The sequence below is a fragment of the Leifsonia sp. 115AMFTsu3.1 genome (assembly GCF_004362795.1).
Classification (GTDB): domain Bacteria; phylum Actinomycetota; class Actinomycetes; order Actinomycetales; family Microbacteriaceae; genus Leifsonia.
Map to the genome: position 1 here is coordinate 163,265 of NZ_SNYB01000002.1, position 23,856 is coordinate 187,120.

A 23,856-nucleotide genomic window follows, 5' to 3' on the forward strand; every position below is an offset into this window, starting at 1 on the left:
TTGACCCGGATGGAGAGATTCCGTGTTGGACCTCATTTGCGTTGTGGGGATCGTCGCGATCGGCGCGATCGTCGCCCTGGTCGGTCGAGGGGTGGAGAAGCTGTGATCTTCTTCGACCTGCTGGCGGCCGCGGCGGCCCTGGCCTCGATCGCGTACCTCGTGTACGCCCTGTTGAAGCCGGAGAAGTTCTAGAGATGCCGGATTCGATGAGTACCTTCTGGCTGTTCGTGGCGTTCCTCGCCACGCTCGTCCTCCTGCTCGGCCTCGCATACCGCCCGCTGGGCGACTACATGGCCGCGACCTTCACCACCCGCAAAGACCTGAAGATCGAGCGCGGGTTCTACCGGATCATCGGCGTCGACTCCCGCGTGGGTCAGAGCTGGCCGGTCTACCTGCGCAGCGTCCTCGCGTTCTCGATCCTCGGCGTGCTGCTCGTCTATGCGCTGCAGCGCGCGCAGGCCGTGCTCCCGTACTCGCTGGGGCTGCCCGCTGTTCCCGAGGGGCTGTCGTTCAACACCGCGATCTCGTTCGTCACCAACACCAACTGGCAGTCCTACTCGCCGGAGGTGACCGTCGGGTACACCGTTCAGATCGCGGGGCTGGCGGTGCAGAACTTCCTCTCCGCGGCCGTCGGGCTCGCGGTCGCCATCACGCTGGTCCGCGGGTTCGCCGCCCACAGGTCCGGCACCATCGGCAACTTCTGGGTGGATGCGACGCGCGCCGTGCTGCGCATCCTGTTGCCCCTCTCGGTGGTCTTCGCGGTCATCCTGATCGTCGGCGGCGCCATCCAGAACTTCAACGGCTTCACCAGCGTGAGCACGCTGACGGGTGGATCGGCGACGATCCCGGGCGGACCGGTGGCGTCGCAGGAGGCCATCAAGCTGCTCGGGAACAACGGCGGAGGGTTCTTCAACGTCAACTCGGCGCATCCCTTCGAGAACCCGACGGCGTGGACCAACCTGATCGAGATCTTCCTCATGCTGCTGATCCCGTTCTCGCTGCCGCGCACCTTCGGCCGGATGGTCGGCGACAATCGTCAGGGCTACGCCATCCTCGGCGCGATGTCCGCGATCTTCCTCGTGTCGCTCGTGGCGCTCACCCTCTTCGAGCTGCAGGGCGCCGGGACGGCGACCCAGGCCGCGGGCGGTGCGCTCGAAGGGAAGGAGCAGCGGTTCGGCATCCTCGGATCCACCTTCTTCTCCACGACGAGCACGCTGACCTCCACCGGTGCGGTGAACTCGATGCACGACAGCTTCACGCCTCTCGGCGGGATGATGACGATGCTGAACATGATGACCGGCGAGGTCGCGCCCGGCGGTATCGGCGCGGGGCTCTACGGCATCCTGATCATCGCGATCATCTCCGTCTTCCTCGCCGGCCTGATGGTCGGTCGCACCCCGGAGTACCTGGGGAAGAAGATCGGGTCGCGGGAGATCAAGCTGGCCAGCCTGTACATCCTGATCACGCCGACACTGGTGCTGCTCGGCACCGGGCTCAGCTTCGCCATCCCCGCGATCAAGGACAACGTCGAGAAGGTCTCGATCTGGAACCCCGGGCAGCACGGCTTCTCCGAGGTGCTCTACGCGTTCACCTCCGCGGCGAACAACAACGGGTCGGCCTTCGCCGGACTCACCGCGAACACGCCCTGGCTGAACGCTGCGCTCGGCACGGCCATGTTCCTCGGCCGGTTCCTGCCGATCGTGTTCGTCCTGGCGCTCGCCGGCTCGCTGGCGGTTCAGGACAAGGTGCCCGCCACGACCGGCACCCTCCCGACGCATCGACCCCTGTTCGTCGCCTTCGTCGTCGGCGTGATCGTCGTCGTCGCCGCACTCACCTACTTCCCCGTTCTCGCGCTGGGTCCCCTGGCGGAAGGGCTTCACTGATCATGTCCACTCTCACCGACACCGCGGAGGACCGCGGCCAGAACCAGCCCCACGGCGGGAAGGCGCCCACCGGCGCCTTCAACGGGCGCCAGCTCTGGGCCGGGCTCCCCGGCGCGTTCCGCAAGCTCGATCCCCGCGACATGTGGCACAACCCGGTCATGTTCATCGTCGAGGTCGGCGCTGCGCTGACCACCATCCTGGCGATCGCCGAGCCGTTCCTCGGCCGGCAGACCTCCGGCGGCACGGTCACCACGCTCGCCTTCACCTGGGCGATCGCGGTCTGGCTGTGGCTGACCGTCCTCTTCGCCACCCTGGCGGAGTCGGTCGCCGAGGGCCGCGGCAAGGCGCAGGCCGCCAGCCTCCGCAAGACGCGGACCACGACCGTCGCCAACCGGGTCGCCGACTACGACCCCGAGGCGGATGCGGCGGCGCTCGCCGCAGCGGTGGCGCAGGTCCCCTCGGCCGAGCTGCGCCTGGGGGATGTCGTGGTCGTCACGGCCGGGGAACTCATCCCCGGGGACGGCGACATCGTTTGGGGCATCGCCTCGGTCGACGAGTCGGCCATCACGGGCGAATCCGCACCGGTGGTCCGCGAGTCGGGCGGCGACCGCAGCGCGGTCACGGGCGGCACCCGGGTGCTGTCCGACCGGATCGTGGTGCGGATCACCAGCAAGCCGGGAGAGACCTTCGTCGACCGGATGATCAAGCTGGTCGAGGGCGCAGCACGGCAGAAGACTCCCAACGAGATCGCCCTGAACATCCTGCTCGCGGCACTCACGATCGTCTTTGTCGTGGTCGTCCTGGTGCTCGGCCCCACGGCCGGGTTCGCGAACGCCGCACCGAGCGTCACGGTTCTGGTCGCCCTGCTGGTGTGCCTCATCCCGACGACCATCGGCGCGCTGCTGTCGGCGATCGGCATCGCCGGGATGGACCGGCTCGTGCAGCACAACGTCCTCGCGATGTCGGGGCGTGCGGTCGAGGCGGCCGGTGACGTGACGACGCTCCTCCTCGACAAGACGGGGACGATCACCTACGGCAACCGGCAGGCTGCGGAGTTCACGGCGGTCGAGGGCGTCGACCAGCGTGAGCTCGTGAAGGCGGCTGCGCAGGCATCGTTGAGCGACCCCACCCCGGAGGGATCCTCGGTGGTCGCGCTCGCCGAACAGCAGGGATTCGTTCAGGCCGGAACCCTCGACGGCGTTGTAGTGCCGTTCACCGCGCAGACACGGATGAGCGGCGTCGACTTCGCCGACGGGTCGCAGGTGCGCAAGGGGGCGGCGTCGATGGTCGTCGCGTGGGCGCAGGAGTCCACTCCCGTCGCCTCCTCGATCCTCAGCGATCTCGACGAGAAGGTGCTGCACATCTCCGAAGCCGGCGGCACCCCGCTGGCCGTCGCCACGAAGTCCGCGACGGGCGACGCCACCATCCTCGGCGTGATCTATCTGAAGGACATCGTCAAAGCGGGGCTCACCGAGCGGTTCGCGGACATGCGCCGGATGGGCATCCGCACCGTGATGATCACGGGCGACAACCCGGTGACCGCCCGCGCGATCGCCGCCGAAGCCGGGGTCGACGACTTCCTGGCCGAGGCGACCCCGGAGGACAAGCTGGCCCTCATCCGCAAAGAGCAGGAGGGCGGCAACCTCGTCGCCATGACCGGCGACGGCACGAACGACGCCCCGGCGCTCGCGCAGGCGGATGTCGGCGTCGCGATGAACACGGGCACCTCGGCGGCGAAGGAGGCGGGCAACATGGTCGACCTCGACTCCGACCCCACCAAGCTGATCGACATCGTCCGCATCGGCAAGCAGCTGCTCATCACCCGCGGTGCGCTCACCACGTTCTCGATCGCGAACGACGTGGCGAAGTACTTCGCGATCATCCCGGCGATGTTCGTCGGGGTGTTCCCCGGGCTGCAGGCGATCAACATCATGCAGCTGCACTCGTCGTCGTCGGCGATCCTGTCGGCGGTGATCTTCAACGCGATCATCATCGTGATCCTGATCCCGCTCGCACTGCGCGGTGTCCGCTACCGGGCCGCCTCGGCCTCGGCCCTGCTGCGCAGCAACCTCCTGATCTACGGCCTCGGCGGCATCATCGCCCCCTTCATCGGCATCAAGCTGATCGACCTGGTCGTCAGCCTGATCCCCGGATTCTAGAAAATCGGAACGGAACTCATCATGAATGCTTCGACACGGGGAACCGGGCGCCAGTACTGGGTCGCCCTCCGGGCACTGCTCATCTTCACCGTCGTCCTCGGCGTCGCCTACCCGCTGGCGGTCACGGGGATCGGCCAGCTCACCCTCCCCGCGCAGGCGAACGGCTCGACCGTCACCGCGCACGGGAAGGTGGTCGGCTCGAGCCTGATCGGTCAGTCCTTCACCGACAAGAAGGGGAACCCGCTGCCGCAGTGGTTCCAGTCCCGACCGTCTGCAGCGGGCGACGGGTACGACGGCGGCGCGTCCAGCGGCAGCAACCTCGGACCGAACAATCCCGACCTCCTGAAGTCGATCGACGAGCGGGCGAAGGTCATCGAGAAGGTGGACGGCGTCAGCGCCGGCCAGATCCCGCCCGACGCGCTGACCGCATCCGGATCGGGATTGGACCCGCACATCTCGCCGGCGTACGCGCTGCTCCAGGTGGATGCGGTGGCGAAGGCCCGAGGCATCAGCACGGACCGGGTGCGTGCCCTCGTCGAGAAGCACGTCCAACAGCGCGACCTGGGCTACCTGGGGGAGCCGACCGTCAACGTCCTGCAGCTGAACATCGCTCTCGAGGCGATGGCGCCGTCAGAATGAGGGTATGACTGCCGCCGACCAGCTCCTGGACCGCTTCGTTCGCACCGTGGATCGGGAAGGGCTGGGCGCGTACGGCGCCCACGCCCTGGTGGGTGACGACGAGGCGGACCACCGCTGGCGCAGCGACGACCGGGTGAACGTGTACTCCGTGTCGAAGGGGGTCAGCGCGCTGGCCGCGGGCATCGCGGTCGACGAAGGCGTGCTGACCCTCGACACGACCGTCGCGGAGGCGCTCCCCGGGCTGGAGCTCGGCGACGGGGTAGGAGCGGTGTCGCTCCGCCACCTGCTGACCATGTCGAGCGGCATCGATTTCCAGTGGTTCGGCGACCAGCCGGTGCCGGGCGCCGACCTGGCGCAGGAGATGCTCCGCCTCCCGACCCGCGGTCCGGGGGAGCACTTCCTCTACTCGGACGCGAGCACCTACGTGGCCATGCGGATGCTCGGCGCTGCCGTGGGCGACGTGCGCGACTGGCTGCTCCCGCGGCTGTTCGATCCTCTGGGCATCGACAACCCGCAGTGGATGCGGTGCCCGCTGGGCTGGATCGTCGCGGGCAGCGGCCTCCAGCTGCGCACCGAGGAGCTGGCCCGCATCGGCCGTGTGCTGCGCGACCGCGGCGAGTGGCGCGGATCGAGGATCGTGAGCGCCGCCTGGATCGACGGGATGCACGCGGACTGGCGCGACACCGGCAGCGACGGCACCTCCGCCCACTACGGGATCGCGACCTGGGAGGGTCCGTCGGGCCTGTGGCGATTCGACGGACGCTACGGACAGTACGTCGTCGTCGACGACGCGCACGGCGCCGTGCTCACGGTGACGGCTCACGAGGAGTTCCGGACCGGCCGGCTGCTCGAGGTCGCCCACGAGGCGCTCCTCGGTTGACCCTCCACCAACCGGGTAAGGTTTCGAACGTGCCCCACCCCGGGCGCAGAGGGAGATGATTCGCATGACCGACAGCCCCGTACCGTCGTTCGAGCTGCTTGCGGCACAGCTGCTGGAGGACCCCGACCTGGACGTGTCGGTGACCGCCACCGGGCTCCACGTGCACGGCCGCCTGTTCGCGTACCTGGACGGCACGGACCTCGTGGTCGACCTCCCCACCGGCCGCGCCGCCGACCTGGTCGGCCGTGACGTCGCCTCCGCCGTCCCCGCCGGCCGCAGCGAGGCCAAGGGCTCCTGGGTGCGGATCGCCGACACCGAGGACTGGCCGGAGCTCGCCAGCGAGTCGCACCAGTTCGTCGGCGAGCCCGCCGTCGGCCACGACTCCTGATCCGACGATGACCGACCCGGTCCCTCCCGCCGCCGGCTGGTATCCGGACCCCCACGGGTCCGGCGCGCTGCGCTGGTGGGACGGCTCCCGCTGGGGCGACCAGCTCGCACCGGCAGCGCCGTCCCCGTACGTGGCGCCGTCTTCGTACGCGGCGCCGTCCCCGTACGGGCCTCCGCCGCGCCGCCCGCTCGCGCCGGGCACCGCGGTGTACACGGTATGGATCTGGCTGGTCGCGGTCGCACCGGTGGTGACCGGACTGCTGTTGTTCCTGTTGCACCCGCAGGCCATGTTCCGTACCGCGCCCGATGGTTCCGGTGTGGTGCTGACGGACCCGTTCGCCCTGCTCGGCGGCCCGCTGTATTTCGTGGTCATGGGTGTGAGCTGGCTGATCTCGGCAGCGACGATCGTCTTCTCCTGGCTGGACTACCGCGAGCTCGTCCGCCGCGGCATGGAGCGACCCTTCCACTGGGCGTGGTCGTTCCTCGGGATCGTCTACCCGATCGGCCGCAGCGTCATCGTGCGCAAGGTCGCCGACGGCCGCGGGCTGGCGCCCCTCTGGGTGGCGATCGCGGCGTACGTCGTCACGATGGTCCTGGCGATGGTCTGGTCGATCCTGCTCGTCAGCGAGATCCTCGGCACCGTGGCGCAACACGTCCCCGTCGGCGCCTGAGAGAACCGTGTCCGGGCACCCCCGCGGCGTCCGTTATGATGGCTGTCGTGCGTCCGTTCGCGGTCGCGCTGGAGACGTCGCATAGTCAGGCCTAGTGCACCACCCTGCTAAGGTGGAGTCCCCGTAAGGGGACCGAGGGTTCAAATCCCTCCGTCTCCGCCGATGGGCCTATCTAAGGTTCTCCCGTTTTCGTTCTAAGGTTCCGCTGAAAACAGTTACGGCTCCGCTTTTGCGGAGCCGTTTTGTGTTGTGGGGCTGTTTAGAACCCGTCTGACGGAAGCCAAGGGCGGAAATCGCTTCGGGAAGAAGTCGTTTAACTGCGTTTTGGGCAGGGTGCCGCCTGCCCTTGCGGCGCTGCCGCGTTGATTGCGTGCTTGGCCACGCTGAGTAACGCCCCCGATTGGGCGCATTCAGTGGAAGGTGACGGGTCGCGTTAGCCGGTCTAGGTGCGTTGGGCGATGATAAGAGGTTCGTCACGGCCGACATTGTTAGCGCCTAGCGCAGCACTCTCCGTCGACAAACAGACCAGTCCACACCCCAATTTAGAGACCACATAAGCGCGAAGGCTTTCCCGGCCGTGATGCCCAGGCGCGACTCAGACCCGGCGAACTCTACGCGTCACCGGGGACGCGACGCACATAAGCTTGCTTCCATCAACTCGGGTGTCAGGGGGCACACCTAAGTTTGAAAGCGATGACCCGAAAGCTGACGCTCAATCCCTTCAGACCGGCCCTTCGGGCGGCTTCCCGAGCGATGACCGCTAGAGCTCGAAAGACGTTCTACCGACGCGTAACGGAACGCACCGAAGCCATAATCGGGCTCCTAGCGCAGCACGACCTCTTTGACCTGCTCGAGTTGGTGCGTCGCAAGGAACTATCGCCCGGCTTGGACGGATTCAAGGAAAGCGAATCCACAAGCGTCGTCGCCGCGATCGAGGTCGCAGCGCTGCTCGGCCTCGCCTCGGACACAGTCGCTGCCCGTCTCGCGGCGGGTGAAACCCGAGGCCTCGACTCCATCGTCGAATCGGCCGAGGCGTTAGACGCGTACGCACGCGACATCCTGAACCTCGCCGTCGTGAGCGCACCGATACCTGACAGCTCCGGAATCAGCGAACTGACCCACCAGTTGCGTGTCCAGGAAATTCTGGTGCGGAACAAGCAATACAAATCCGTCGCCGAATCAACACATCAGAAGCTGTTCGGCCCACCCCAGGTCCGAGACGCCCTCACACACGCTCTCGGGTTCAATTACAGCGATCTGACGACTTTTCGCAACGCTCTGAGCGACGCGTACCGCACAGCCGTCGCCAGCATGATCACGGCGATGCAGCACGCCGCCGACCATCTCGGGAAACCGGAAGCGGAAACGGCCACCAGAAGCGCCTTGGCGGCGATGCGTCACCCTGCCCAACACAACGAGTTCACCATCAACTCGATTGTCTCCATGACCGGACTGTCCGAGACGGTGATCGAAGCGATCCTGGCCGTCTATGCCATCGGACCAGCCAGCAAGCCAGCAGCAACGCTGATCGACGAGCTCATCAGCGGCGTCGACTACATCGGCGGAACTGGAATCATCACCGACGGATCGGGCCGATACTTCATCCTCACCGAACCGATCCCGAACGACATCCTCCGACGCCGCATCGAAGACGAACTGAAGCAATACGCCAAACGGTGGGAGACGTACCGGAAGCATCGAGATGCGCTGCTGGAGAACTTAGCGACCGCTCACCTCACAGCCCTCCTGGGCGCTGGCCCACAGTATCGATCGATGAACTACTACGCGCCGAAAGCGGGTACAGACCCCGGAGCGCTTGCACGAAACTGCTCTGACCCGAACGCCTCCGGCGCGCTCGTCGAGGCAGACGCCCTGTACGTGGTCGGCGACCTGGCAATCTGCGTCGAGGCAAAGGCTGGAGCGATCACACCCCGCGCGCGAAGCGGCAGCACCGTCAGGGTGGCAACAGACCTGCAGAAAACGATTGGTGAGGCGTCTCAGCAAGCGCACCGTCTCCGCAACCTCATACTCGGCAATGGCGGCGTATGGCTGAGAAAGGGAAAATGGCTTGACCTCTCCCACATCCGTGAGGTGAGAACCATCGTCGTGTGCCTCGACGACTTCGGACCCCTTGCGATCGCCGCTGACGCACTTGTGCGCGCGGAGCTGCTCCGGGACACAGAAATACCCTGGATTGTGTCGCTGCACGACCTGGAAATGACTGGTCGCCTCATCGAAGACCCGGCCACATTTCTTCTATACCTGCGACGCCGCACCGACACGCAGAGTGTTCGCACGTACTCAGGTGTGGATGAACTGGATCTGCTGATGTGGTTCATGGCCGGCGGACTCTACTTCGAAGCTGACCCCCACGCCGTCTATCGTGCGTACCCGAACACCGGGAAACCCCACCGCCGAGACCTGCGCGCATACCGGCGCCGTCCAAAGCGGGCAGTCGTGTCAACGATGACAGATGAGCTGGACGCATGGATGTATTACGAAGAGGGACAATCGGCGACGATGGCTCCCAAACCACACCGGCGACAGGTCGGCATCACAGGGAAAATACTGCATAAGCTCTCCACCGCACACCAACCGGGCCTCCGGGCAGTTGCGACTCTAATGGGAGCCGCGGAGGACGCCCAGCTGCAACTTGCCCACCACGCGTTCGAAGTCGCATCCCGGACAGCCCGCGACGGACGCGTTCACACAGCCATAATGACCTTCAGCAACGTAGAGGAGTCCATCGGTTACTTCCTCGCTGCGGGGCCGAACAAACCCACCGCCGGCCAATCACTTCGGCGATACATGGCCGCCAAGAAACACCAGCTACATCTGACATCGGCGTTAGGCATAGTCGTCGACCAGAACAGTTCCGTCATCGACACCGTCTACCTCAACGAACCGTGGGAGCCCAACGACGCGCTGGACAGGGACGTCCGACGCATGGGATTGAAAAAGGTGCCGAAGTAGCCCCAGCCTTCGGAGCGTCCTCTCCCCGCGACAGGGGCGAGGTCAGTGGTGCAGTTCGCTCGACGCGTGGACCAGGCGCCCTCACCTGTCGGCATCCGCCCGCGCGCTGCTTCGTTCTTCCGAGCGTCGGCTTGAGCGAACTGGCGGTGTACCGCCGTGCGGGCCACCCGCTGTCGACCCGAGCTTTCTGGTTGCGCTGTAGTGTCCCGAGAGGAAGCACAGCGGATACTTGCCACGGTCTTTCGCGATGGAGTCTTCATAGGGGGACGGTTCTCGCACGGGTGGCATGCTGGGGGCGTGATTCCGATGCGGACGGACGGCCTGCCAAGCTCACACCTAGACGGTGCCCTGTACGGCGCTGACGGGTCGGCCCGAAAGCTCGTCGTCATCGTCGATTTCGACACCGTGAACCCGGATCCCGAGCAGGTCGACACTCAGGGTCTTCTCGGCGGACTTCTTCCCGAAGACACCGTCCAGTGGTTCCGGTATTCGGATGCCGGTGCACCCTCGGACACGCAGAGGTTCGGTGGCGACTGGCTCCCAGATCATCCGGTCGGCTGGGTTGCCGTTAGTGACGACGAGTCCGACCTTAAGACCCGGACAGTTTCGGTGGCGGACGAGGCAACTGTTCGACAGACCGCAGTCTTCACAGAGATGGTCATGGTCGGCGCACAAGCTCTATCGAATGGCTCCACTGCCCCGGCTCAAGCGCATAGGGACGCTCTCCTGGTCGCCGCGTCTGAAAGCATCGGCGCTGACATACTCGTCACTGCTCGCGAGCCTATCCTCAGCTCCGAGAACCGGTTCGCGTACGGCGCCACCGTGGCCTCCCCTTCGCAAGCGCTCCCACTGATCGGGCTCTATCTCCGGGCGCGCGGGGAGTTCATCCGGAGCCGAGGTGACCGGGTGAAGTTCAACTCGACCAAGTCGGGATTCTACGAAGCGGCCGTGCTTCATTTCGCTCCGAGGTTCCTCGACGTTGTGCGCCACATTGGGGCGGTCGAAGGTGCGGGAGCGCGCGAGGGCGTGTATGGCAACGGAGTCTCCGCGTTTCGACGAGCGCGACGATCCTTCGAGCGGCGCGACCGGCTGTGGATGCTTTCTAATCAGGCGCACGACAGAGGGGTGGCGGAGGACATACTCGGTGAGTTCGAGGTGTTGCTGACGACCCTGGTCGGAGTTCTCGACCCGCTTGCGAAGGTAACCGACGAGTTGTTCGAGCTCGGCACCCAAAACCCGCAGTGGATTGGCTGGCAGAAGCCGAAATGGCGAGCTGCGGTGAAGGACGCTGACCCTGTGCTTGGAGCAATATTCTCCGGCGGATCAGAAGCCTGGCAGGTGCTGACCGTCCTTACAGAGTTGCGGAACCTGATCCACGCGGAAGGGCTGGACGTCGCGTCGTTCGGCGACGGACGCCGCAATCAGAGGACATGGTTCACAATCGCTCCTGGCACGGTCGCGACGATCATAGAAAGAACCGGAGGGATCAATATCGCGGCGCTATGGGGATTCATGGTGACCACAGCCGGGTACTGGCTTGCTGAACCTGGCCCGCTCAGCGACCTGCTAATCACCGGGGTTATGAAGGCAGTTGACCAAATCAGCCGCCAGTTCGAACCAGTTCTCCGGCACCTGGCGACTGCGTCGCCAGCGCCCCAGCTCTCCTACAACGTCGAACTGATCGATCGGCATGTCGGCTGGCTGCTGGGAATGGATGAGGCTGACGAACCGGTGACTCCAGGAGCCAGCTCTTAGAGGTTTCCCCGGCTAGCGTGTTGCGAGCGTGCCCATCGACGCCAATCCTTGGTGACACGTAGCCGGGGTGACGGGATGTGGATCAAGTCGGCGGTCTCCTCGGTGAGCTCTTCGACCCCCCTAATGTTCTTGACGATGGTCGACCAACGGAGGTAGCCGATATCATCCACCCGGCGCAAATGGGTGAGAACAGAGGCGGACAACTGCGTGGACTGAACCACCCTTTGGCCTCGAATATCACTCAGTACTAGATGGGCAACCATCATTGCCTTAGCCTCCGCGTCCTCCCGTCCCCACAACGCTGCCTGGATGCCTTTCTGCAGCTGCCTCACCCGAAAGGGAGGCCTGGTTCCCTCTCGCTTCATGACGACCTCGGGTCTCCACATCATGCGACGAGGCGCGGCCAGGCTAGGCGCGCCCTGTTCTCCGAGTCGACCCCGTTGCGGGCGAGGACTAATCCCCGGGTAGCGCTGGCGAACCCAGGACATCACAGACTTCGCGTCAGCCCATCCCTCGCGGTTGTCATTTCGACCGTGGATCGCCATCACATAAAGGAGCTCCGCGACGCGAAACGAGCCTCCGTCGCCGCTCCGCAGTTCTTCCTCCACGGCGTTCGAAATCGTAACGTCCGGAATCGCCCCGACGATCGCTGTGTGGCGACGGAACTCCTCGGCTGTCAAACGGGTCCGAGTGGTGGGCAGCTCGCGGTCGATACGCCGGATCACGCGGTCCACCAGCGCCTCGATGGCGTTTACGTCCAAGGGGCCCTTCTTCTTGAAAAGGATTGCGTAGATGTCATTGCTCAGGGTCGTCCTGCTGAATGGCTCGGATGCCAGCTGCCCGTCACTTGAACGCCGGACCGCGAAGGCGCTTAGGCTCGGCGCGTTCGGGGTCTCTGTGGTCCGAAAGGTGTGATGAAGCCGGCACTGACGCAGTCGGTGAACCTCCGACTCTGGGGGCCTTCGCCGCGTGTTGAGGACTTCCGTCGGTTCACCGCACACGATGCATGGCATGCCCAGGGTTTTCGTCGTCCGGCCACCATTGTCACTCATAGCCGCAATGATCGCGGGTTGATTCTACTTTGGCTACCCGTAGCCGCACAGAACAAGAAGCGGCCGCAAGCTCCTGAAGGTATGTCCTCCAAAAGGAGGACACGGCAGATTGGAGGTGTCGGCAGCCGAAAAGACTAGATGGGAGGGATCACCGAGGCGCCGACGACGCCACACCGTCCGCCACCGTCCTAGCTCGAAAGAAGGCACGCACCATGCACACGCTCAAGAAGCTCGTCGCCGGCGCCGCGATCGCGTCAGCATTGGCGGTAACGCCGCTGGCGGCAGCCCCGTCGTTCGCATCGACGACCGTTGCCTCGACCGTCTCGCACAGCCAGGTCAAGACGAAGTTCATCCCCGAGTGGTACCAGTACTGCTACAACATTCGACCGATCGGCATCACCTCCGGGCAGTCGGGATACATCAACGCCTACAAGGAAAACAGCGGAGTCACCTGCAAATGGTGGGTCATGCCGTGGCGAGCAGGGTTCCCCCACACTGTCCAGAAGTACTACACCTGGGACACCGTCTGCCGGTCCTACGGGACCAGCTACTCCGGGATGAGCCGAGGGCTGCCCTGGTGCCGCTAGAAACGCAGTAGCCAGTGGGCGGTAAAGTCGCCGCCCAGGGATGGGCCGGTCGCCACAGGTGGCGCCGGCCTATTCGCGTGCCCTAAGCCACGGGCCCCGACTAACCGGCTGAGCTCCGCTTTCGCACGAATCTGGAGGAGAAGAAGTGGGAGCCACCCGGCCTCTCGCGGCCGACCCCAAACCATCAGCTGGCGTAACCTTACAGATGGGTGACTCTCGACCTGCTCTTGATCTCGCAGATCATCTCCCGCCACAGAGGTGCGGCCAGGTGGCCGGAACGGAACCAACCGCTCGCCGATGGTCGTGGGGCTCCCGTGATCGCCTGGTGGGTGTGGACCCCGGGTGCCTGGCGGGCTCGCCCCGGCCAGCGCGCAGAGTCCCATCTTGATCTGCGTTCTCACCGCCGCGGGGGTCGTGACGCCGCCATACACGGGGCTCTTTGTGGCCGGACCCTCGATCATCCGCGTCTCTCGCGCAGGTCGGGTCATCGACATCTGGGGATACGGATTCGGTCCGTCGACGACCGCGCGGAGCGTGCGAGTCACGGACAATGGCCAAACGCTGCTTGGAGATGAGGTGCCTGGCGGGACCTCTACCCACATCACGTTCGCACTCTCCGAGCCGGTGGACGACGCTGCGGTTCTTTCGGTCGTCGTCGAGTCAGATGTAGCCACACCGCCGACGACACTGACGCCGGGGCAATAGCGGACGGCGTCGCCGCGCGCAGCGCGTTGAAGCGCGCGTTCTAGGCGTCGAGTTTCAGGTCGTCTCCCCGCGAACCAGCTCCACCACGCTGTCGAGGTCCAGTTCGGCGGGTAGGGCGTCCGGTGCCGGCCGGCGCGTGGACAACATGGCGAGGTCCCGAACGAGGGTGTCCATGATGAGCGGCTGGTTCACCGAGACCGTACTCAGTCGGGGGGTGATCAGCTGGCCGACAGCAGTTCGGTCGACTCCGACGAGGGCGAGGTCTGCGGGCACTCGCAGGCCGAGGACCCGCGCGGCGGCGAGAACGGCGATGGCGACGTCGTCGTTGTAGCAGCAGATGCCGAGCGGAACGGAATCCGCCGCGAGGGCCGCCCCGAGCGCTGCGGTGGCCCCGTCCGTGTCGAGGGGGATACGCACGGTGAGGGGGGCGTCGAGGCCGCGCTCGCGGGCTTCGCGCTCGATGCCGTCGAGTCGAGGCGGTCCGAAGGGATCGAGCCGCTTGTCGTCGAGCGCTGCGTACACCAGTCGTCGGGGTCCCGTACGCAGCAGTTCGCGGACCTGGATCCGTCCGACGTGGATATCGATGGGGTCCGGGTCGGCATCGACGGGGATGGGGGTTCGGCGTGGAACGACGCGCGTTCCGAAGGCCTCGATGCGCTTGCGCTGTTCGCTGCTGAAGACTCCGAAGTCGACGATCGCCGCCGGTCGCAGATCCAGAACGGAGGTCAGCGTCGCGTCGTCCTGCATGTTTGCAAAGCGCACGACGACGCTCATCCCCTCTCCCGAGGTCGCGTTGGTCAATCGGTCGACCGCGTCTTGCAGGTGGGGTCCGTAGGTGGCGTTGGGTACGACAACGATGATGATGTCGCTGAGGCCGGTGACCAGGGCCCTGCCTGCCCGTGATGGTCGGTAGTGGAGCGCCTCCGCTGCCTCGAGGACGCGTGCGCGCGTCTCCTCGGGGAACCGGTCATCGCCGTTGAGGATCTGGCTGACCGTTGAACGTGAGACACCGGCGGCCGCTGCGACGTCCTTGCTCGTCGCGCGCCGGGCGTACCGCACATCCACCGTCATCAGACCAGTTTGGCACATCAGAGTTGACACGTGACACTGGCCCGCTCTACCGTAGGTGTCGCGTGTCACTGACACGTGACACTTGCCGGCAATGTGACCGGTCCCAACGTGACGAGGGAGTCAACAATGGCGAAGGATTCAACCCGGACTTCGGCGGAACAGCAGAGAGCGGCGGTCGCCGTGAGTGCCGAGGAGTCGTTGACAGCATCCCTGGCTGCTCATGCGGTGGGCGAGGCGGTTGATGACGCGAGCGGTCAGAAGCTCACAATCCGCGAGCGGCTCGCGTACGGTGTCGGCGACATCGGCGGCAACCTGATCTTCGCGCCCATCTCGGCCTTCCTGCTCTTCTACTTCACCGACACCGTCGGCATCGGCGCCGCTATCGCGGGCACACTGCTGCTGTTCGGTCGCGTGCTGGACGGCACGATGGACCTCGTCCTCGGGGCACTGATCGACCGGACGAACACCCGGTGGGGTAAGGCCAGACCATGGATCCTGTTCGCCACCCCGGTCGTGGTGATCTCGTTCATCCTGCTGTTCAACATTCCCGCAGGGCTCGGAACGGGGGCCAAAGAGATCTACGCGTTCGTCATGTACTTCATCTGCCTCGGCGTCGGCTTCGTCGGGTCGAACCTGGCGTATCACACACTGCTCTCTGTGATCACGAGCAACTCGAAGATGCGGGTCTCGCTCACTGTCATCCGCACGTTCTTCGCCCTCGTGACCACGCTGGTCGTCAACTTCGTTACGATCCCGGTCATCACGGCGAACGGAGGCGGGCAGGCAGGATGGACGATCATCTCGATCATCTACGGCGTGATCTCGGCACTCACATTCTTGATCGTGTTCTTCGGCACGAAGGAGCGGATCAGGGGGACGATCAAGCAGGACGACGGAAGCAAGCTGCCGCTGGGCAAGTCGCTCGGAATCCTGTTCCGCAATCCGTACTTCTTCCTCGCCTTCGGCTTCTTCTTGCTGAACTACGTCCTCACCGGTACCGCCGGTGTGGGCGTGTACTACGCGAAGGACGTCCTCGGCGACCCGAACATATACAGCTTCCTCGGATTGGTTCAGCTGCTCCCGCTGATCATCGGTCTCTGGTTCATGCCCGCCATCATCGCTCGCTTCGGCAAGCGCAAGCTCATCCTGATCGGTGCCGTGGTCACCGTCCTCGGCTGCGTCATCACGCTCATCGATCCGAGCAGTCTCACACTCGTCATCGTCGGTGGGCTGGTGCGGGCGGTCGGCGGTATCCCCGCTGCCGCTGGTCTCTTCGCGCTCGTCGCCGACGTCGTGGACTACGGTGAGTGGAAGAGCGGTGTTCGCCTGGACGGCATGACGTACTCGGCCGCGACGGCGGGCCAGAACTTCGGGGCCGGTCTCGGCGTGGCTCTCGTCGGCTGGCTGCTCGCCGCCGGGGCCTACAACGGCCAGGTCTCCACCCAGCCTGCGTCAGCCGTCAACATGGAGGTCTTCCTGTACCTCTGGCTTCCGCTGATCATCTCCGTGCTCATGGGTGTAATCATCTGGTTCCTGAACATCGACAAGAACCTCTCGCAGATCCAGCGTGACCTGGCTGCACGGCGAGCAGCGAACGCCGCGACGGGCCAGTGATGACGTCATCGTCGGCGGGTGCGCTGAACTGGGCGGTCGTGGGCACCGGCTTCATCTCCCAGCTCATCGCGAACGATCTCGCGTTGACCCCTGGCGCCGTCTGCTACGCGGTGGTCTCCAGGGACCAGACGAAGGCGAACGCGTTCGCGGACGAACGCGGGTTCCCTGTCGCATATTCAGACCTGCACCGGGCGCTGGCAGACCCCGACGTGGACGTTGTGTACGTCGGGACCCCGCACGCTACCCACGCGAGGATCGCAGTGGCGGCCCTGGAGGCTGGAAAGCACGTCCTCGTCGAGAAGCCGATCGCTGTCGACGAGGGCGACGCGCGACGCATCGCCGACGCGGCGGCACGCAGTGGTCGATTCGCGATGGAAGGCATGTGGATGCGGTTCCTCCCCGCCTACCGCGCAGCACTCGAGGAAGCGTCCTCCGGCGCGATCGGCGACGTCCGCAGCGTGCGGGCATCCTTCGGCCTGCCTTTCGATGCACCGGAGTCGCCACGGTGGAGCGCAGAACGGGCCAGCAGCACGCTGTTGGACCAGGCGATCTACCCGGTCACCCTCGCGCTCGACGTCCTCGGCGCACCCGGTCGCGTCTGGGCGTCCGGTCGCATCCGGTCAGACGGAGTGGACCTCGCCGAGCACATGACCTTCGACTACGCGGACGGGCGATTCGCCCAGCTGGCCGCGTCGATGGTCGACTACGCGGAACCCACGGCGACCATCAGCGGCACGGAAGGCTGGATCACCATCCCGGCACCCTTCTGGTCCGCATTCGAGTACCAGAAGCGCAGCGGTCCGATACCGGATGCCCTCGCAAGGGTCGACACGACGACGTTCACCCGCGACGGATTCGGCTACGTGCCCATGCTCGCAGCTGTCACAGAGGCGATCATGGCCGGCCTCACGGAGCATCCCACCCATCCATTGGCCGACAGTGTCGCGACGCTCTCGGTGCTCGACACCATCCGACTACGCATCATCGAAACAGCGCACGACCAGAGGAGCACCCATGAAGCGCACATCCTTCAATGACGGCTGGCAGTACCGGGAGAAGGTGAACCCTTTCGCAGAGCTGGCCGGCATCAGCGCACCGTTCGAAGACATCGCCCTCCCGCATGATGCCCAGATCAGCCGGGCCCGGGATCCGGAGGGTGATCGCGCCGTCGCGTTCTTCCCACCCGGCGCGTACCAATACCGCAAGACCTTCACGGTGCCGTCCGAGTTCGACGGGAAGCGGCTCGTTCTCGAGTTCGAGGGCGTTTACCGGGATGCGACAGTGCACATCAATGGGAACTTCGCGGGCCACCGCGCCTACGGCTACTCGGGGTTCGCGATCGACGCCGACACCCACCTGCGCCCCGGCGAGGAGAACACCATCGAGGTCGAAGCGCGAAACGGGGAAGACTCTCGGTGGTACACAGGAGCCGGGATCTACCGCAATGTCTGGCTCCACGTCGGCTCCGAGGTGCACATCCCTGTCGACGGCGTGAAGGTGGCGACACCGGACATCGAGGCGGACGCGGCCATCGTCGAGGTGGCCGTTACCGTGGCGAACACCCGCAACCGCCGCGCAACGGTGTCTGTCAGCGTCAGCATCGCCGATTCATCGGGCGCGACGGTTGCCACCGGGACAGTGCCCGTGAGCGTGGAAGCCAACGGTTCGGCGTTGAGCCGGCAGCGGCTGCGAGTGGAAGCGCCCGCCTTGTGGAGCGCCGAAACTCCCGCTTTGTACAGCGCGCACGCCGAGCTGTCGGATGAGGTCGTCATTGACGAAGCCCATAGCTCATTCGGGATCCGCAAGCTGCAGGTCGATCCGGTCCGGGGGCTGCGCGTCAACGGTCACATGGTCAAACTGCGCGGGGCGTGCATCCACCACGACAACGGCATCCTCGGCGCGGCGACCTTCGGCGCCGCGGAGGAACGTCGGGTTCGCCTGTTGAAGGAGGCGGGCTTCAACGCGATACGGTCCGCTCACAACCCGATCAGCGTGGGGCTGCTCGAGGCGTGCGACCGGCTCGGCATGTACGTGATGGACGAGACCTTCGACATGTGGACTTCCGGGAAGATGCCACACGACTACTCCCTCCATTTCACCGAATGGTGGGAACGCGATGTCGAGGCGATGGTCGCCAAGGACTTCAACCACCCGAGCGTCATTCTGTACTCGATCGGAAACGAAATCCCGGAGACCGGTTCACCGGCCGGGGGGATCACCGGCCGGGCGCTGGCGGAGAAGGTCCGAGCGCTCGATCCCACGCGGTTCGTGACCAATGCCGTGAACGGCCTGTTGGCCGTGATGGACGATCTGAAGGCGATGGGTGCCCAAAGCGACGGCAGCCCAGATGAAGAGGTCGGCATCAACACGATGATGGCCAGCGGGCCGGGGGCCTTCATGAACAAGATCGGGTCGTCCCCATTGGTGACTGAGAAGACCGCCGAGTCGTTCGGGCTGTTGGACATCGCCGGGATGAACTACTTGGATGCGCGATACGTGATGGATAGGGAGCTCTTCCCGAATCGTGTGATCGTCGGGACGGAGACGTTCCCGACCCACATCGACAACAACTGGGGCCTCGTCACCGACAACGCGCACGTCATCGGCGACTTCACCTGGACAGGGTTCGATTACCTCGGCGAGGTCGGCATCGGCGCCCCGCAGTACCTGGCCGAAGGGGAGCAGCCGACCCTCTGCGTCGACTTTCCCTGGATCGCCGCCTGGTGCGGCGACCTCGACCTCATCGGAGACCGTCGCCCGGCGTCCTTCTACCGCGAGATCGTGTTCGGGCTCAGGTCCGAACCGTACATCGCCGTGAACCGTCCGGGACGCGAGGGCACTTTCTATGCGGGCCCCTGGACCTGGAGCGACAGCCTCGCCAGTTGGACCTGGTCGGGTCACGAGAATGCTCTGCTGACTGTTGAGGTCTACAGCGACGCGGACGAGGTCGAGCTTGCGTTGAATGGAGAAGTGATCGGGACTTCCGGAGCTGGTCGTGAACACGCTTACCGAGCCGAGTTCCCCGTGGCGTACACACCGGGGACGCTGGTGGCCACCGCTATCCGAAACGGTGTCCGGGCGGAGTCTCACACCCTCGTCACGGCGGGGCCGGCGGTTCAGCTCCTGGCAGGAGTGGACGCCGAGACCGCTGACGGCATCCGGTTCGTCCGCATCGGAATCGCCGACAGCGATGGTCGAATCGTATCCGGCGCCGACCGGCTGGTCACCGTCGAGCTGGAAGGTGAGGGACGCCTGGTGGCGGTGGGGTCCGGGAATCCGGCGCCCGCCGACTCGTACGTGAGTGCGCAGCACACCAGCTTCGATGGTCGTGCGCTCGCGGTCGTGCAGGTGGCCCCTGACGCAACGGTCGAGGTCACGATCTCGGCAGACGGCCTTACCGCGGCGCGGTTGTCATTGACCGCTGATGAGATGGAGATGCTCGACAGCGAGAAGTCGCTCAGCGCTGTGTGATGATGTCAGACGAAACGGTGAAAGAGGGGTCGGACGGTCTGTCCGGCCCCTCTTCGTCCGCTGGGGCTTGGTAAGAGCGCGCCCATTTCGGCTGCCATTGCTTACGGTCTGACGCCGCATCAGCCGACCGAGTCGCAGCCTCAGCGGTTCGTCATCTGTCCGGGAACGAGGCGTTGATGAGCTCCGGGTTCGTCGGGTCGCCCTCGAACTCGCAAATCCACACTTGGGGCTGGCCGCCCGCATTGTTACCGACCGAGGACGCGAAGATCGCTACGTGACCAGCGCCGTCCTCCTGAGCGTCTCTCAGGGTGTCAGGAGTGAGGGGCCCGAACTCGGTGACACCAGGGCTCGTCTGCTCCCAACTCGAGTACTTGGTTCGAACTGCTTCCTGACACATGTCTCGAAGCTGAACGGCGTCGAAGCCCAGCACGGTGTAGTCGGCGGTCGACGGTGCCGACGTCTCCGTCGGTGTCGGCGTCGGTGTCGGTGTTGGAGCGGGGGTGACGGACGGAGGCTCCGTGTTTCGAACCTCCGGAGTCGCGGTGTAAACCATCGGCGCCGTGGTGGGCGTGAGCAGGTGGGCGCTCAGCGCGTAAGCGACACCGCCACCGGAAACCAGAAGCGCCGCGATGACCAGACCGACGATCAGCGCCACTCGCTTGCGCGTACTCGTGCGCCCGGCTCGGTCCGCGCGTGCGGCCTCCACGATGGCATTCCTCCAGGCCGCACTTCGGCCACTGTCGAAGCGGATGTCGTCGTTCATCGGAAGTCTCCTTCCATCGAGACAAGCGGGGTCGTTTCGTGGAGCAGACCGGCCAGGCGGGCCTTGGCCCGTGAGAGGCGTGACTTCACGGTGCCGGGAGGGACCTGCAATACCGCTGCGGCGTCGGCCGTGCTGAGTTCTTCGATGACGCACAACGAGAGGATGTCCTGATCTCTCCGCGACAAGCGCGGAAGCGCCGACCGCAGAGCGCTCCGCCGTGGGTCGGAATCCAGCCGGTCGTCGACCGCGTCACTGTGATCCGGCGCGTTCTCCTGCTTGGGCAGAACGGTGAGAACGTGTTGGTACCGGCGCCGTGAACGGGAGAAGTTCCGGCCGACGTTGTTCGCGGTCACCAGGAGCCACCCGATGACCGAGCCGTCGACATCGCGCATCACCTCGCGCCGCCGCCACGCCTCCAAGAACACCATGCCGGTCACGTCCTCGGCGTCGTGCACCGACGGCGTCAAACGCAGGGCATGACGGAATACGCGGTCGCGGTGCAGGTCGAACAGGTCGCCGAACGCGTCCGGATCGCCCGCTCGAGCGCGTGCCAGCAGGGCCGGCTCATCGATGTCATCGCTTCTCACATCTCGATAATGTCCGAACCCGTGAAACGGTTCCCGCGACCCACGCGCTCGTCTCAGGTCGTCAAGTGCGACCGCGCATTCGGGAGCGCTGGTCGACCGTGGGGTTCGGTGGGGGTGCCGAATAGTCGGTCAGTGCGCGAGGCACCGGCCGCTCACCGTCACGCGGTCGACTCGCGGATGACCAGCTGTGCCTCTGTCTCGGGTCCGGCCTCGGGCTTCGCGGTTTCGGTCACGGCGCTCAGCGCCAATTCCGCGACGTAGCGGCCGAGTCCCGCCGTGTCGATCCGCACGCTCGTCAGGCTGGGGACGAAGAGCGACGCCAGAGGGCTGTCGTCGTGGCCGATCACTGCGACGTCGCCCGGCACAGTGCGTCCGGAGCGGAGAACGGCGCCGGTGACAAGTGCGGCGATGTCGTCGTTGTAGGCGACGATGCCATCGATTCCTTGCGCCAACCACCCCTCGACGACCTCGGGCGCGTTGGTCGAGTCGATGTCCGCATCCGCGGCAAAGCCGCTGCCGGTCCGTTCCAGCAGTGTCCTACCCGCCAGGGCACGGCGGGTGCGCACGAGGTCCGCGATGCGCGGGTCTGCCGAGCCGGCGAATGCAAGAGTGGTGCGGCCCCGCTCGAGGAGGTGCTCGACCTGGATGCGCGGCCCTTCGATGTATCGCAGGTCGTCCGCGGCGGCTCCTGCTTCGTCTTCGAGAACGGCTGCGATCACGTGCTGCACGCCACTGTCGCGGATCTCCGAGACCGTCTTGCGGGGGAGGGGCGCCATCCCGAGTACCACGTCGGGGCGCAGCGTCTCCCACAGCGGTTGAGCCTGCCCGCCGGGGTGCGGCGTCATCGTTACCAACGAGTACCCGGCGCGATCGAGAACCAGCGAGGCCTCATCCAGATGCGTGCGCACGCTGTAGTCCATCGGCCAGTCGGGGAGGATCAGCAGCACGATGCGGCTCTGACCGCTCCGGAGTGCGCGCGCGGCCGTGTGCGGTCGGTAGCCGAGACGCTTCGCTTCGGCGAGCACGCGCTCGCGGGTCGCGGGGGAGATCGTCTGACCGGGAGTGTTGTTGAGGACGAAGCCGACCGTGGCGCGGGAGATGCCCAGCGCGCGCGCGACATCGGCGGCGGTCACGCGCCTGAGGGTTTCCGAATTCGTCACAGACTCTCCTTCGATGTCCTGACTCTATCTCGCACTTGCACGTGCTAGTTGGACATGTTTATAGTTGCTCCACTAGCTCGTGCTAGTAATCTTCTTCCTTCTCATGACAACGGAGTCTTAATGAACAGTTCGGATGAGGTCCCCGTCGCTGCACCCCCGCTCCCCGCTGCAGCCGTTGACCCGGCGGTGATCGCGGCGGAGGCCGCGGCGCCGCCGACGGAACTCCCGAAGGTCGGCGCCCGCTACATCTGGTTGCTCGTGATCGCCCAGTTCGGCGTGTTCATGGCCTTCATCACACCGCTTGCGATTTCGCTCGCGATCCGAGTGGACGCCTTGGCTCCTGGGCACGACGAGTACCTCGGATACATCACGGGCATCGGTGCTTTCGCCGTCATGCTCACCGGCCCGCTGCTCGGAGTCGCGAGCGACCGCACCCGCACCCGGCTGGGCCGCCGACGCCCGTTCATCATCGTCGGCACGCTCCTCGGCGTGGTCTCCCTCCTGGTGATGGCGCTGGCGCCATCCATCCTGGTCCTCGGTCTCGGGTGGATCCTGGCCCAGCTCGGCTGGGGACAGGCTCTCAGCGGCCTGACGAACTCGCAGGCGGACCGCCTTCCCGAGTCCCAGCGTGGCAAGGTCGCCGGCCTGGGAGGACTGGCCACGCAGATCGCTCCCGTGTTCGGCGTCATCATCGCCGGCGGGCTGTCCGGCAACCCGCTCCTGCTGTTCCTGATCCCCGGACTGGTCGGAGTCGTCTCGGTTCTGCTGTTCGTGCTCTTCGTCCATGAGGCCGACAGCCGGGACCTGCATTTCGGAGATCGGCTCACTGCCAAGACGTTGCTGGCGAAGTACGTTTTCAACCCGCGGAAATTCCCGGACTTCTCCTGGAACTGGCTGGGCAGGTTCCTGTTCTACTTCGGCCTCACCCTCAACACCACATTCACCGCGTTCTTCTTCGCCTCTCGTATGGGCGTCTCCGTCGACAAGGTCGGCGGGGTCATCGCGGCCGCCGGGGGCATCGGTGTGCTGGCGACGACGATCGGCGCTATCGGCGGCGGATTCCTCTCCGACAAGATCAAGCGGCGCAAGCCGTTCGTCGTCCTCTCCGGGGCATTGATGGCGGTCGGGATGCTCACGATGGCGTTCTCCACCGAGCTGCCTGTGCTGATCGTCGGCTCCCTCATCGTCTCGCTCGGTCTCGGCGGGTTCGCGGCCGTTGACCAGGCGCTCCTGCTCGACGTCCTCCCGGAGCGTGAGACGGACGCCGGCCGATACATGGGCATCGTCGGGTTCGCCACATCCCTCCCTCAGTCCGTCGCCCCCCTGATCGCACCGCTCTTTCTCGCGATCGGAGCCGCCGCCGGCGGCAAGAACTACACGCTGCTGTTCATCGTCGCTGCCGCCTGCGTATTGCTCGGCGGAACCGCTGTCCTCCGCATCCGGTCCGTTCGCTGACCCCGCCTCATCCTTCGGACGCTTTCTCACAGACAGGTATTGGA

The 23,856-nt window shown here is 65.6% G+C and carries 19 protein-coding genes and 1 tRNA gene; 15 read left to right on the forward strand and 5 right to left on the reverse strand.

The features are described 5' to 3' along the window. The first annotated feature begins 102 nt into the window (after window positions 1–102). From AXZ95_RS11790 to AXZ95_RS11835, 10 genes are all read left to right on the forward strand, one after another. A complete protein-coding gene (locus AXZ95_RS11790; RefSeq protein ID WP_018192608.1) occupies window positions 103–192 on the forward strand; it encodes a potassium-transporting ATPase subunit F in 90 nt (29 codons plus the stop codon). Window positions 193–194: 2 nt separating this feature from the next. Further along, window positions 195–1,883 carry a potassium-transporting ATPase subunit KdpA gene (gene kdpA / locus AXZ95_RS11795; protein WP_018192607.1) on the forward strand — a complete coding sequence of 563 codons (1,689 nt, stop codon included), beginning with the start codon at window positions 195–197 and terminating at the stop codon, window positions 1,881–1,883. A 2-nt stretch (window positions 1,884–1,885) separates the two neighbouring features. Next, complete coding sequence (gene kdpB / locus AXZ95_RS11800; protein ID WP_018192606.1) at window positions 1,886–4,042, forward strand: potassium-transporting ATPase subunit KdpB; 2,157 nt, start codon at window positions 1,886–1,888, stop codon at window positions 4,040–4,042. Between the two features lie 21 nt (window positions 4,043–4,063). Then, window positions 4,064–4,681: a K(+)-transporting ATPase subunit C gene (gene kdpC / locus AXZ95_RS11805; protein WP_018192605.1), complete on the forward strand. Its 618-nt coding sequence runs from the start codon at window positions 4,064–4,066 to the stop codon at window positions 4,679–4,681. A 4-nt stretch (window positions 4,682–4,685) separates the two neighbouring features. Then, window positions 4,686–5,561: a serine hydrolase gene (locus AXZ95_RS11810; RefSeq protein WP_018192604.1), complete on the forward strand. Its 876-nt coding sequence runs from the start codon at window positions 4,686–4,688 to the stop codon at window positions 5,559–5,561. Between the two features lie 64 nt (window positions 5,562–5,625). Next, window positions 5,626–5,949 (forward strand): hypothetical protein, encoded by a 324-nt coding sequence (locus AXZ95_RS11815; RefSeq protein ID WP_018192603.1) that lies wholly within the window; start codon window positions 5,626–5,628, stop codon window positions 5,947–5,949. A gap of 7 nt (window positions 5,950–5,956) precedes the next feature. Continuing rightward, complete coding sequence (locus AXZ95_RS11820) at window positions 5,957–6,619, forward strand: DUF2510 domain-containing protein (protein WP_051087311.1); 663 nt, start codon at window positions 5,957–5,959, stop codon at window positions 6,617–6,619. Between the two features lie 70 nt (window positions 6,620–6,689). Then, window positions 6,690–6,778, forward strand: a tRNA-Ser gene (locus AXZ95_RS11825). Between the two features lie 534 nt (window positions 6,779–7,312). Beyond that, window positions 7,313–9,592: a hypothetical protein gene (locus tag AXZ95_RS11830; RefSeq protein ID WP_133638897.1), complete on the forward strand. Its 2,280-nt coding sequence runs from the start codon at window positions 7,313–7,315 to the stop codon at window positions 9,590–9,592. A 297-nt stretch (window positions 9,593–9,889) separates the two neighbouring features. Beyond that, entirely contained in the window at window positions 9,890–11,347 is a 1,458-nt protein-coding gene (locus tag AXZ95_RS11835) for a hypothetical protein (RefSeq protein ID WP_018192601.1), read from the forward strand. Here the strand turns inward: AXZ95_RS11835 and AXZ95_RS11840 are convergent. Further along, a complete protein-coding gene (locus AXZ95_RS11840; RefSeq protein WP_133638899.1) occupies window positions 11,344–12,399 on the reverse strand; it encodes an ATP cone domain-containing protein in 1,056 nt (351 codons plus the stop codon). The genes AXZ95_RS11835 and AXZ95_RS11840 overlap by 4 nt on opposite strands. A 212-nt stretch (window positions 12,400–12,611) precedes the next feature. Here AXZ95_RS11840 and AXZ95_RS11845 point away from each other — a divergent pair, with 212 nt between their 5' ends. Then, window positions 12,612–12,986 carry a hypothetical protein gene (locus AXZ95_RS11845; RefSeq protein ID WP_018192599.1) on the forward strand — a complete coding sequence of 125 codons (375 nt, stop codon included), beginning with the start codon at window positions 12,612–12,614 and terminating at the stop codon, window positions 12,984–12,986. Window positions 12,987–13,745: 759 nt separating this feature from the next. On the opposite strand, the gene AXZ95_RS11850 is transcribed toward AXZ95_RS11845, so the two are convergent. Then, complete coding sequence (locus tag AXZ95_RS11850; protein WP_018192598.1) at window positions 13,746–14,762, reverse strand: LacI family DNA-binding transcriptional regulator; 1,017 nt, start codon at window positions 14,760–14,762, stop codon at window positions 13,746–13,748. 126 nt (window positions 14,763–14,888) lie between these two features. Here AXZ95_RS11850 and AXZ95_RS11855 point away from each other — a divergent pair, with 126 nt between their 5' ends. The 3 genes from AXZ95_RS11855 to AXZ95_RS11865 are packed head-to-tail and all read left to right on the forward strand — an operon-like array spanning window position 14,889 to window position 19,847. Next, window positions 14,889–16,376: a glycoside-pentoside-hexuronide (GPH):cation symporter gene (locus tag AXZ95_RS11855; RefSeq protein ID WP_081626625.1), complete on the forward strand. Its 1,488-nt coding sequence runs from the start codon at window positions 14,889–14,891 to the stop codon at window positions 16,374–16,376. Further along, the gene (locus AXZ95_RS11860) at window positions 16,376–17,413 is read left to right on the forward strand and encodes a Gfo/Idh/MocA family oxidoreductase (RefSeq protein WP_018192596.1); all 1,038 of its coding nucleotides are present in this window, start codon (window positions 16,376–16,378) and stop codon (window positions 17,411–17,413) included. The genes AXZ95_RS11855 and AXZ95_RS11860 overlap by 1 nt, the downstream gene beginning before the upstream one ends. After that, window positions 17,391–19,847: a glycoside hydrolase family 2 TIM barrel-domain containing protein gene (locus AXZ95_RS11865; RefSeq protein WP_018192595.1), complete on the forward strand. Its 2,457-nt coding sequence runs from the start codon at window positions 17,391–17,393 to the stop codon at window positions 19,845–19,847. The genes AXZ95_RS11860 and AXZ95_RS11865 overlap by 23 nt, the downstream gene beginning before the upstream one ends. A gap of 151 nt (window positions 19,848–19,998) precedes the next feature. Here the strand turns inward: AXZ95_RS11865 and AXZ95_RS11870 are convergent, their stop codons facing one another. The 3 genes from AXZ95_RS11870 to AXZ95_RS11880 all read right to left on the reverse strand — a co-directional run bounded on the left by AXZ95_RS11870 (window position 19,999) and on the right by AXZ95_RS11880 (window position 22,357). Further along, complete coding sequence (locus AXZ95_RS11870; RefSeq protein WP_026307329.1) at window positions 19,999–20,610, reverse strand: hypothetical protein; 612 nt, start codon at window positions 20,608–20,610, stop codon at window positions 19,999–20,001. Continuing rightward, complete coding sequence (locus AXZ95_RS11875; RefSeq protein WP_018192594.1) at window positions 20,607–21,197, reverse strand: sigma-70 family RNA polymerase sigma factor; 591 nt, start codon at window positions 21,195–21,197, stop codon at window positions 20,607–20,609. The genes AXZ95_RS11870 and AXZ95_RS11875 overlap by 4 nt, the downstream gene beginning before the upstream one ends. 158 nt (window positions 21,198–21,355) lie before the next feature. Then, on the reverse strand, window positions 21,356–22,357 hold the full coding sequence (locus AXZ95_RS11880) for a LacI family DNA-binding transcriptional regulator (RefSeq protein ID WP_231374515.1): 1,002 nt from the start codon (window positions 22,355–22,357) through the stop codon (window positions 21,356–21,358). Window positions 22,358–22,477: 120 nt separating this feature from the next. Here AXZ95_RS11880 and AXZ95_RS11885 point away from each other — a divergent pair, with 120 nt between their 5' ends. Further along, the gene (locus tag AXZ95_RS11885) at window positions 22,478–23,812 is read left to right on the forward strand and encodes an MFS transporter (protein WP_018192592.1); all 1,335 of its coding nucleotides are present in this window, start codon (window positions 22,478–22,480) and stop codon (window positions 23,810–23,812) included. Window positions 23,813–23,856: the final 44 nt, after the last annotated feature.

What these genes read in the sequence shown, in the direction of transcription:
- kdpA (WP_018192607.1), top strand. Translation starts at nt 195, where the DNA reads ATGCCGGATTCGATGAGTACCTTCTGGCTGTTCGTGGCGTTCCTCGCC.
- kdpB (WP_018192606.1), top strand. Translation starts at nt 1,886, where the DNA reads ATGTCCACTCTCACCGACACCGCGGAGGACCGCGGCCAGAACCAGCCC.
- kdpC (WP_018192605.1), top strand. Translation starts at nt 4,064, where the DNA reads ATGAATGCTTCGACACGGGGAACCGGGCGCCAGTACTGGGTCGCCCTC.
- AXZ95_RS11810 (WP_018192604.1), top strand. Translation starts at nt 4,686, where the DNA reads ATGACTGCCGCCGACCAGCTCCTGGACCGCTTCGTTCGCACCGTGGAT.
- AXZ95_RS11815 (WP_018192603.1), top strand. Translation starts at nt 5,626, where the DNA reads ATGACCGACAGCCCCGTACCGTCGTTCGAGCTGCTTGCGGCACAGCTG.
- AXZ95_RS11820 (WP_051087311.1), top strand. Translation starts at nt 5,957, where the DNA reads ATGACCGACCCGGTCCCTCCCGCCGCCGGCTGGTATCCGGACCCCCAC.
- AXZ95_RS11830 (WP_133638897.1), top strand. Translation starts at nt 7,313, where the DNA reads ATGACCCGAAAGCTGACGCTCAATCCCTTCAGACCGGCCCTTCGGGCG.
- AXZ95_RS11840 (WP_133638899.1), bottom strand. Translation starts at nt 12,399, where the DNA reads ATGAGTGACAATGGTGGCCGGACGACGAAAACCCTGGGCATGCCATGC.
- AXZ95_RS11845 (WP_018192599.1), top strand. Translation starts at nt 12,612, where the DNA reads ATGCACACGCTCAAGAAGCTCGTCGCCGGCGCCGCGATCGCGTCAGCA.
- AXZ95_RS11850 (WP_018192598.1), bottom strand. Translation starts at nt 14,762, where the DNA reads ATGACGGTGGATGTGCGGTACGCCCGGCGCGCGACGAGCAAGGACGTC.
- AXZ95_RS11855 (WP_081626625.1), top strand. Translation starts at nt 14,889, where the DNA reads ATGGCGAAGGATTCAACCCGGACTTCGGCGGAACAGCAGAGAGCGGCG.
- AXZ95_RS11860 (WP_018192596.1), top strand. Translation starts at nt 16,376, where the DNA reads ATGACGTCATCGTCGGCGGGTGCGCTGAACTGGGCGGTCGTGGGCACC.
- AXZ95_RS11865 (WP_018192595.1), top strand. Translation starts at nt 17,391, where the DNA reads ATGAAGCGCACATCCTTCAATGACGGCTGGCAGTACCGGGAGAAGGTG.
- AXZ95_RS11870 (WP_026307329.1), bottom strand. Translation starts at nt 20,610, where the DNA reads ATGAACGACGACATCCGCTTCGACAGTGGCCGAAGTGCGGCCTGGAGG.
- AXZ95_RS11885 (WP_018192592.1), top strand. Translation starts at nt 22,478, where the DNA reads ATGAACAGTTCGGATGAGGTCCCCGTCGCTGCACCCCCGCTCCCCGCT.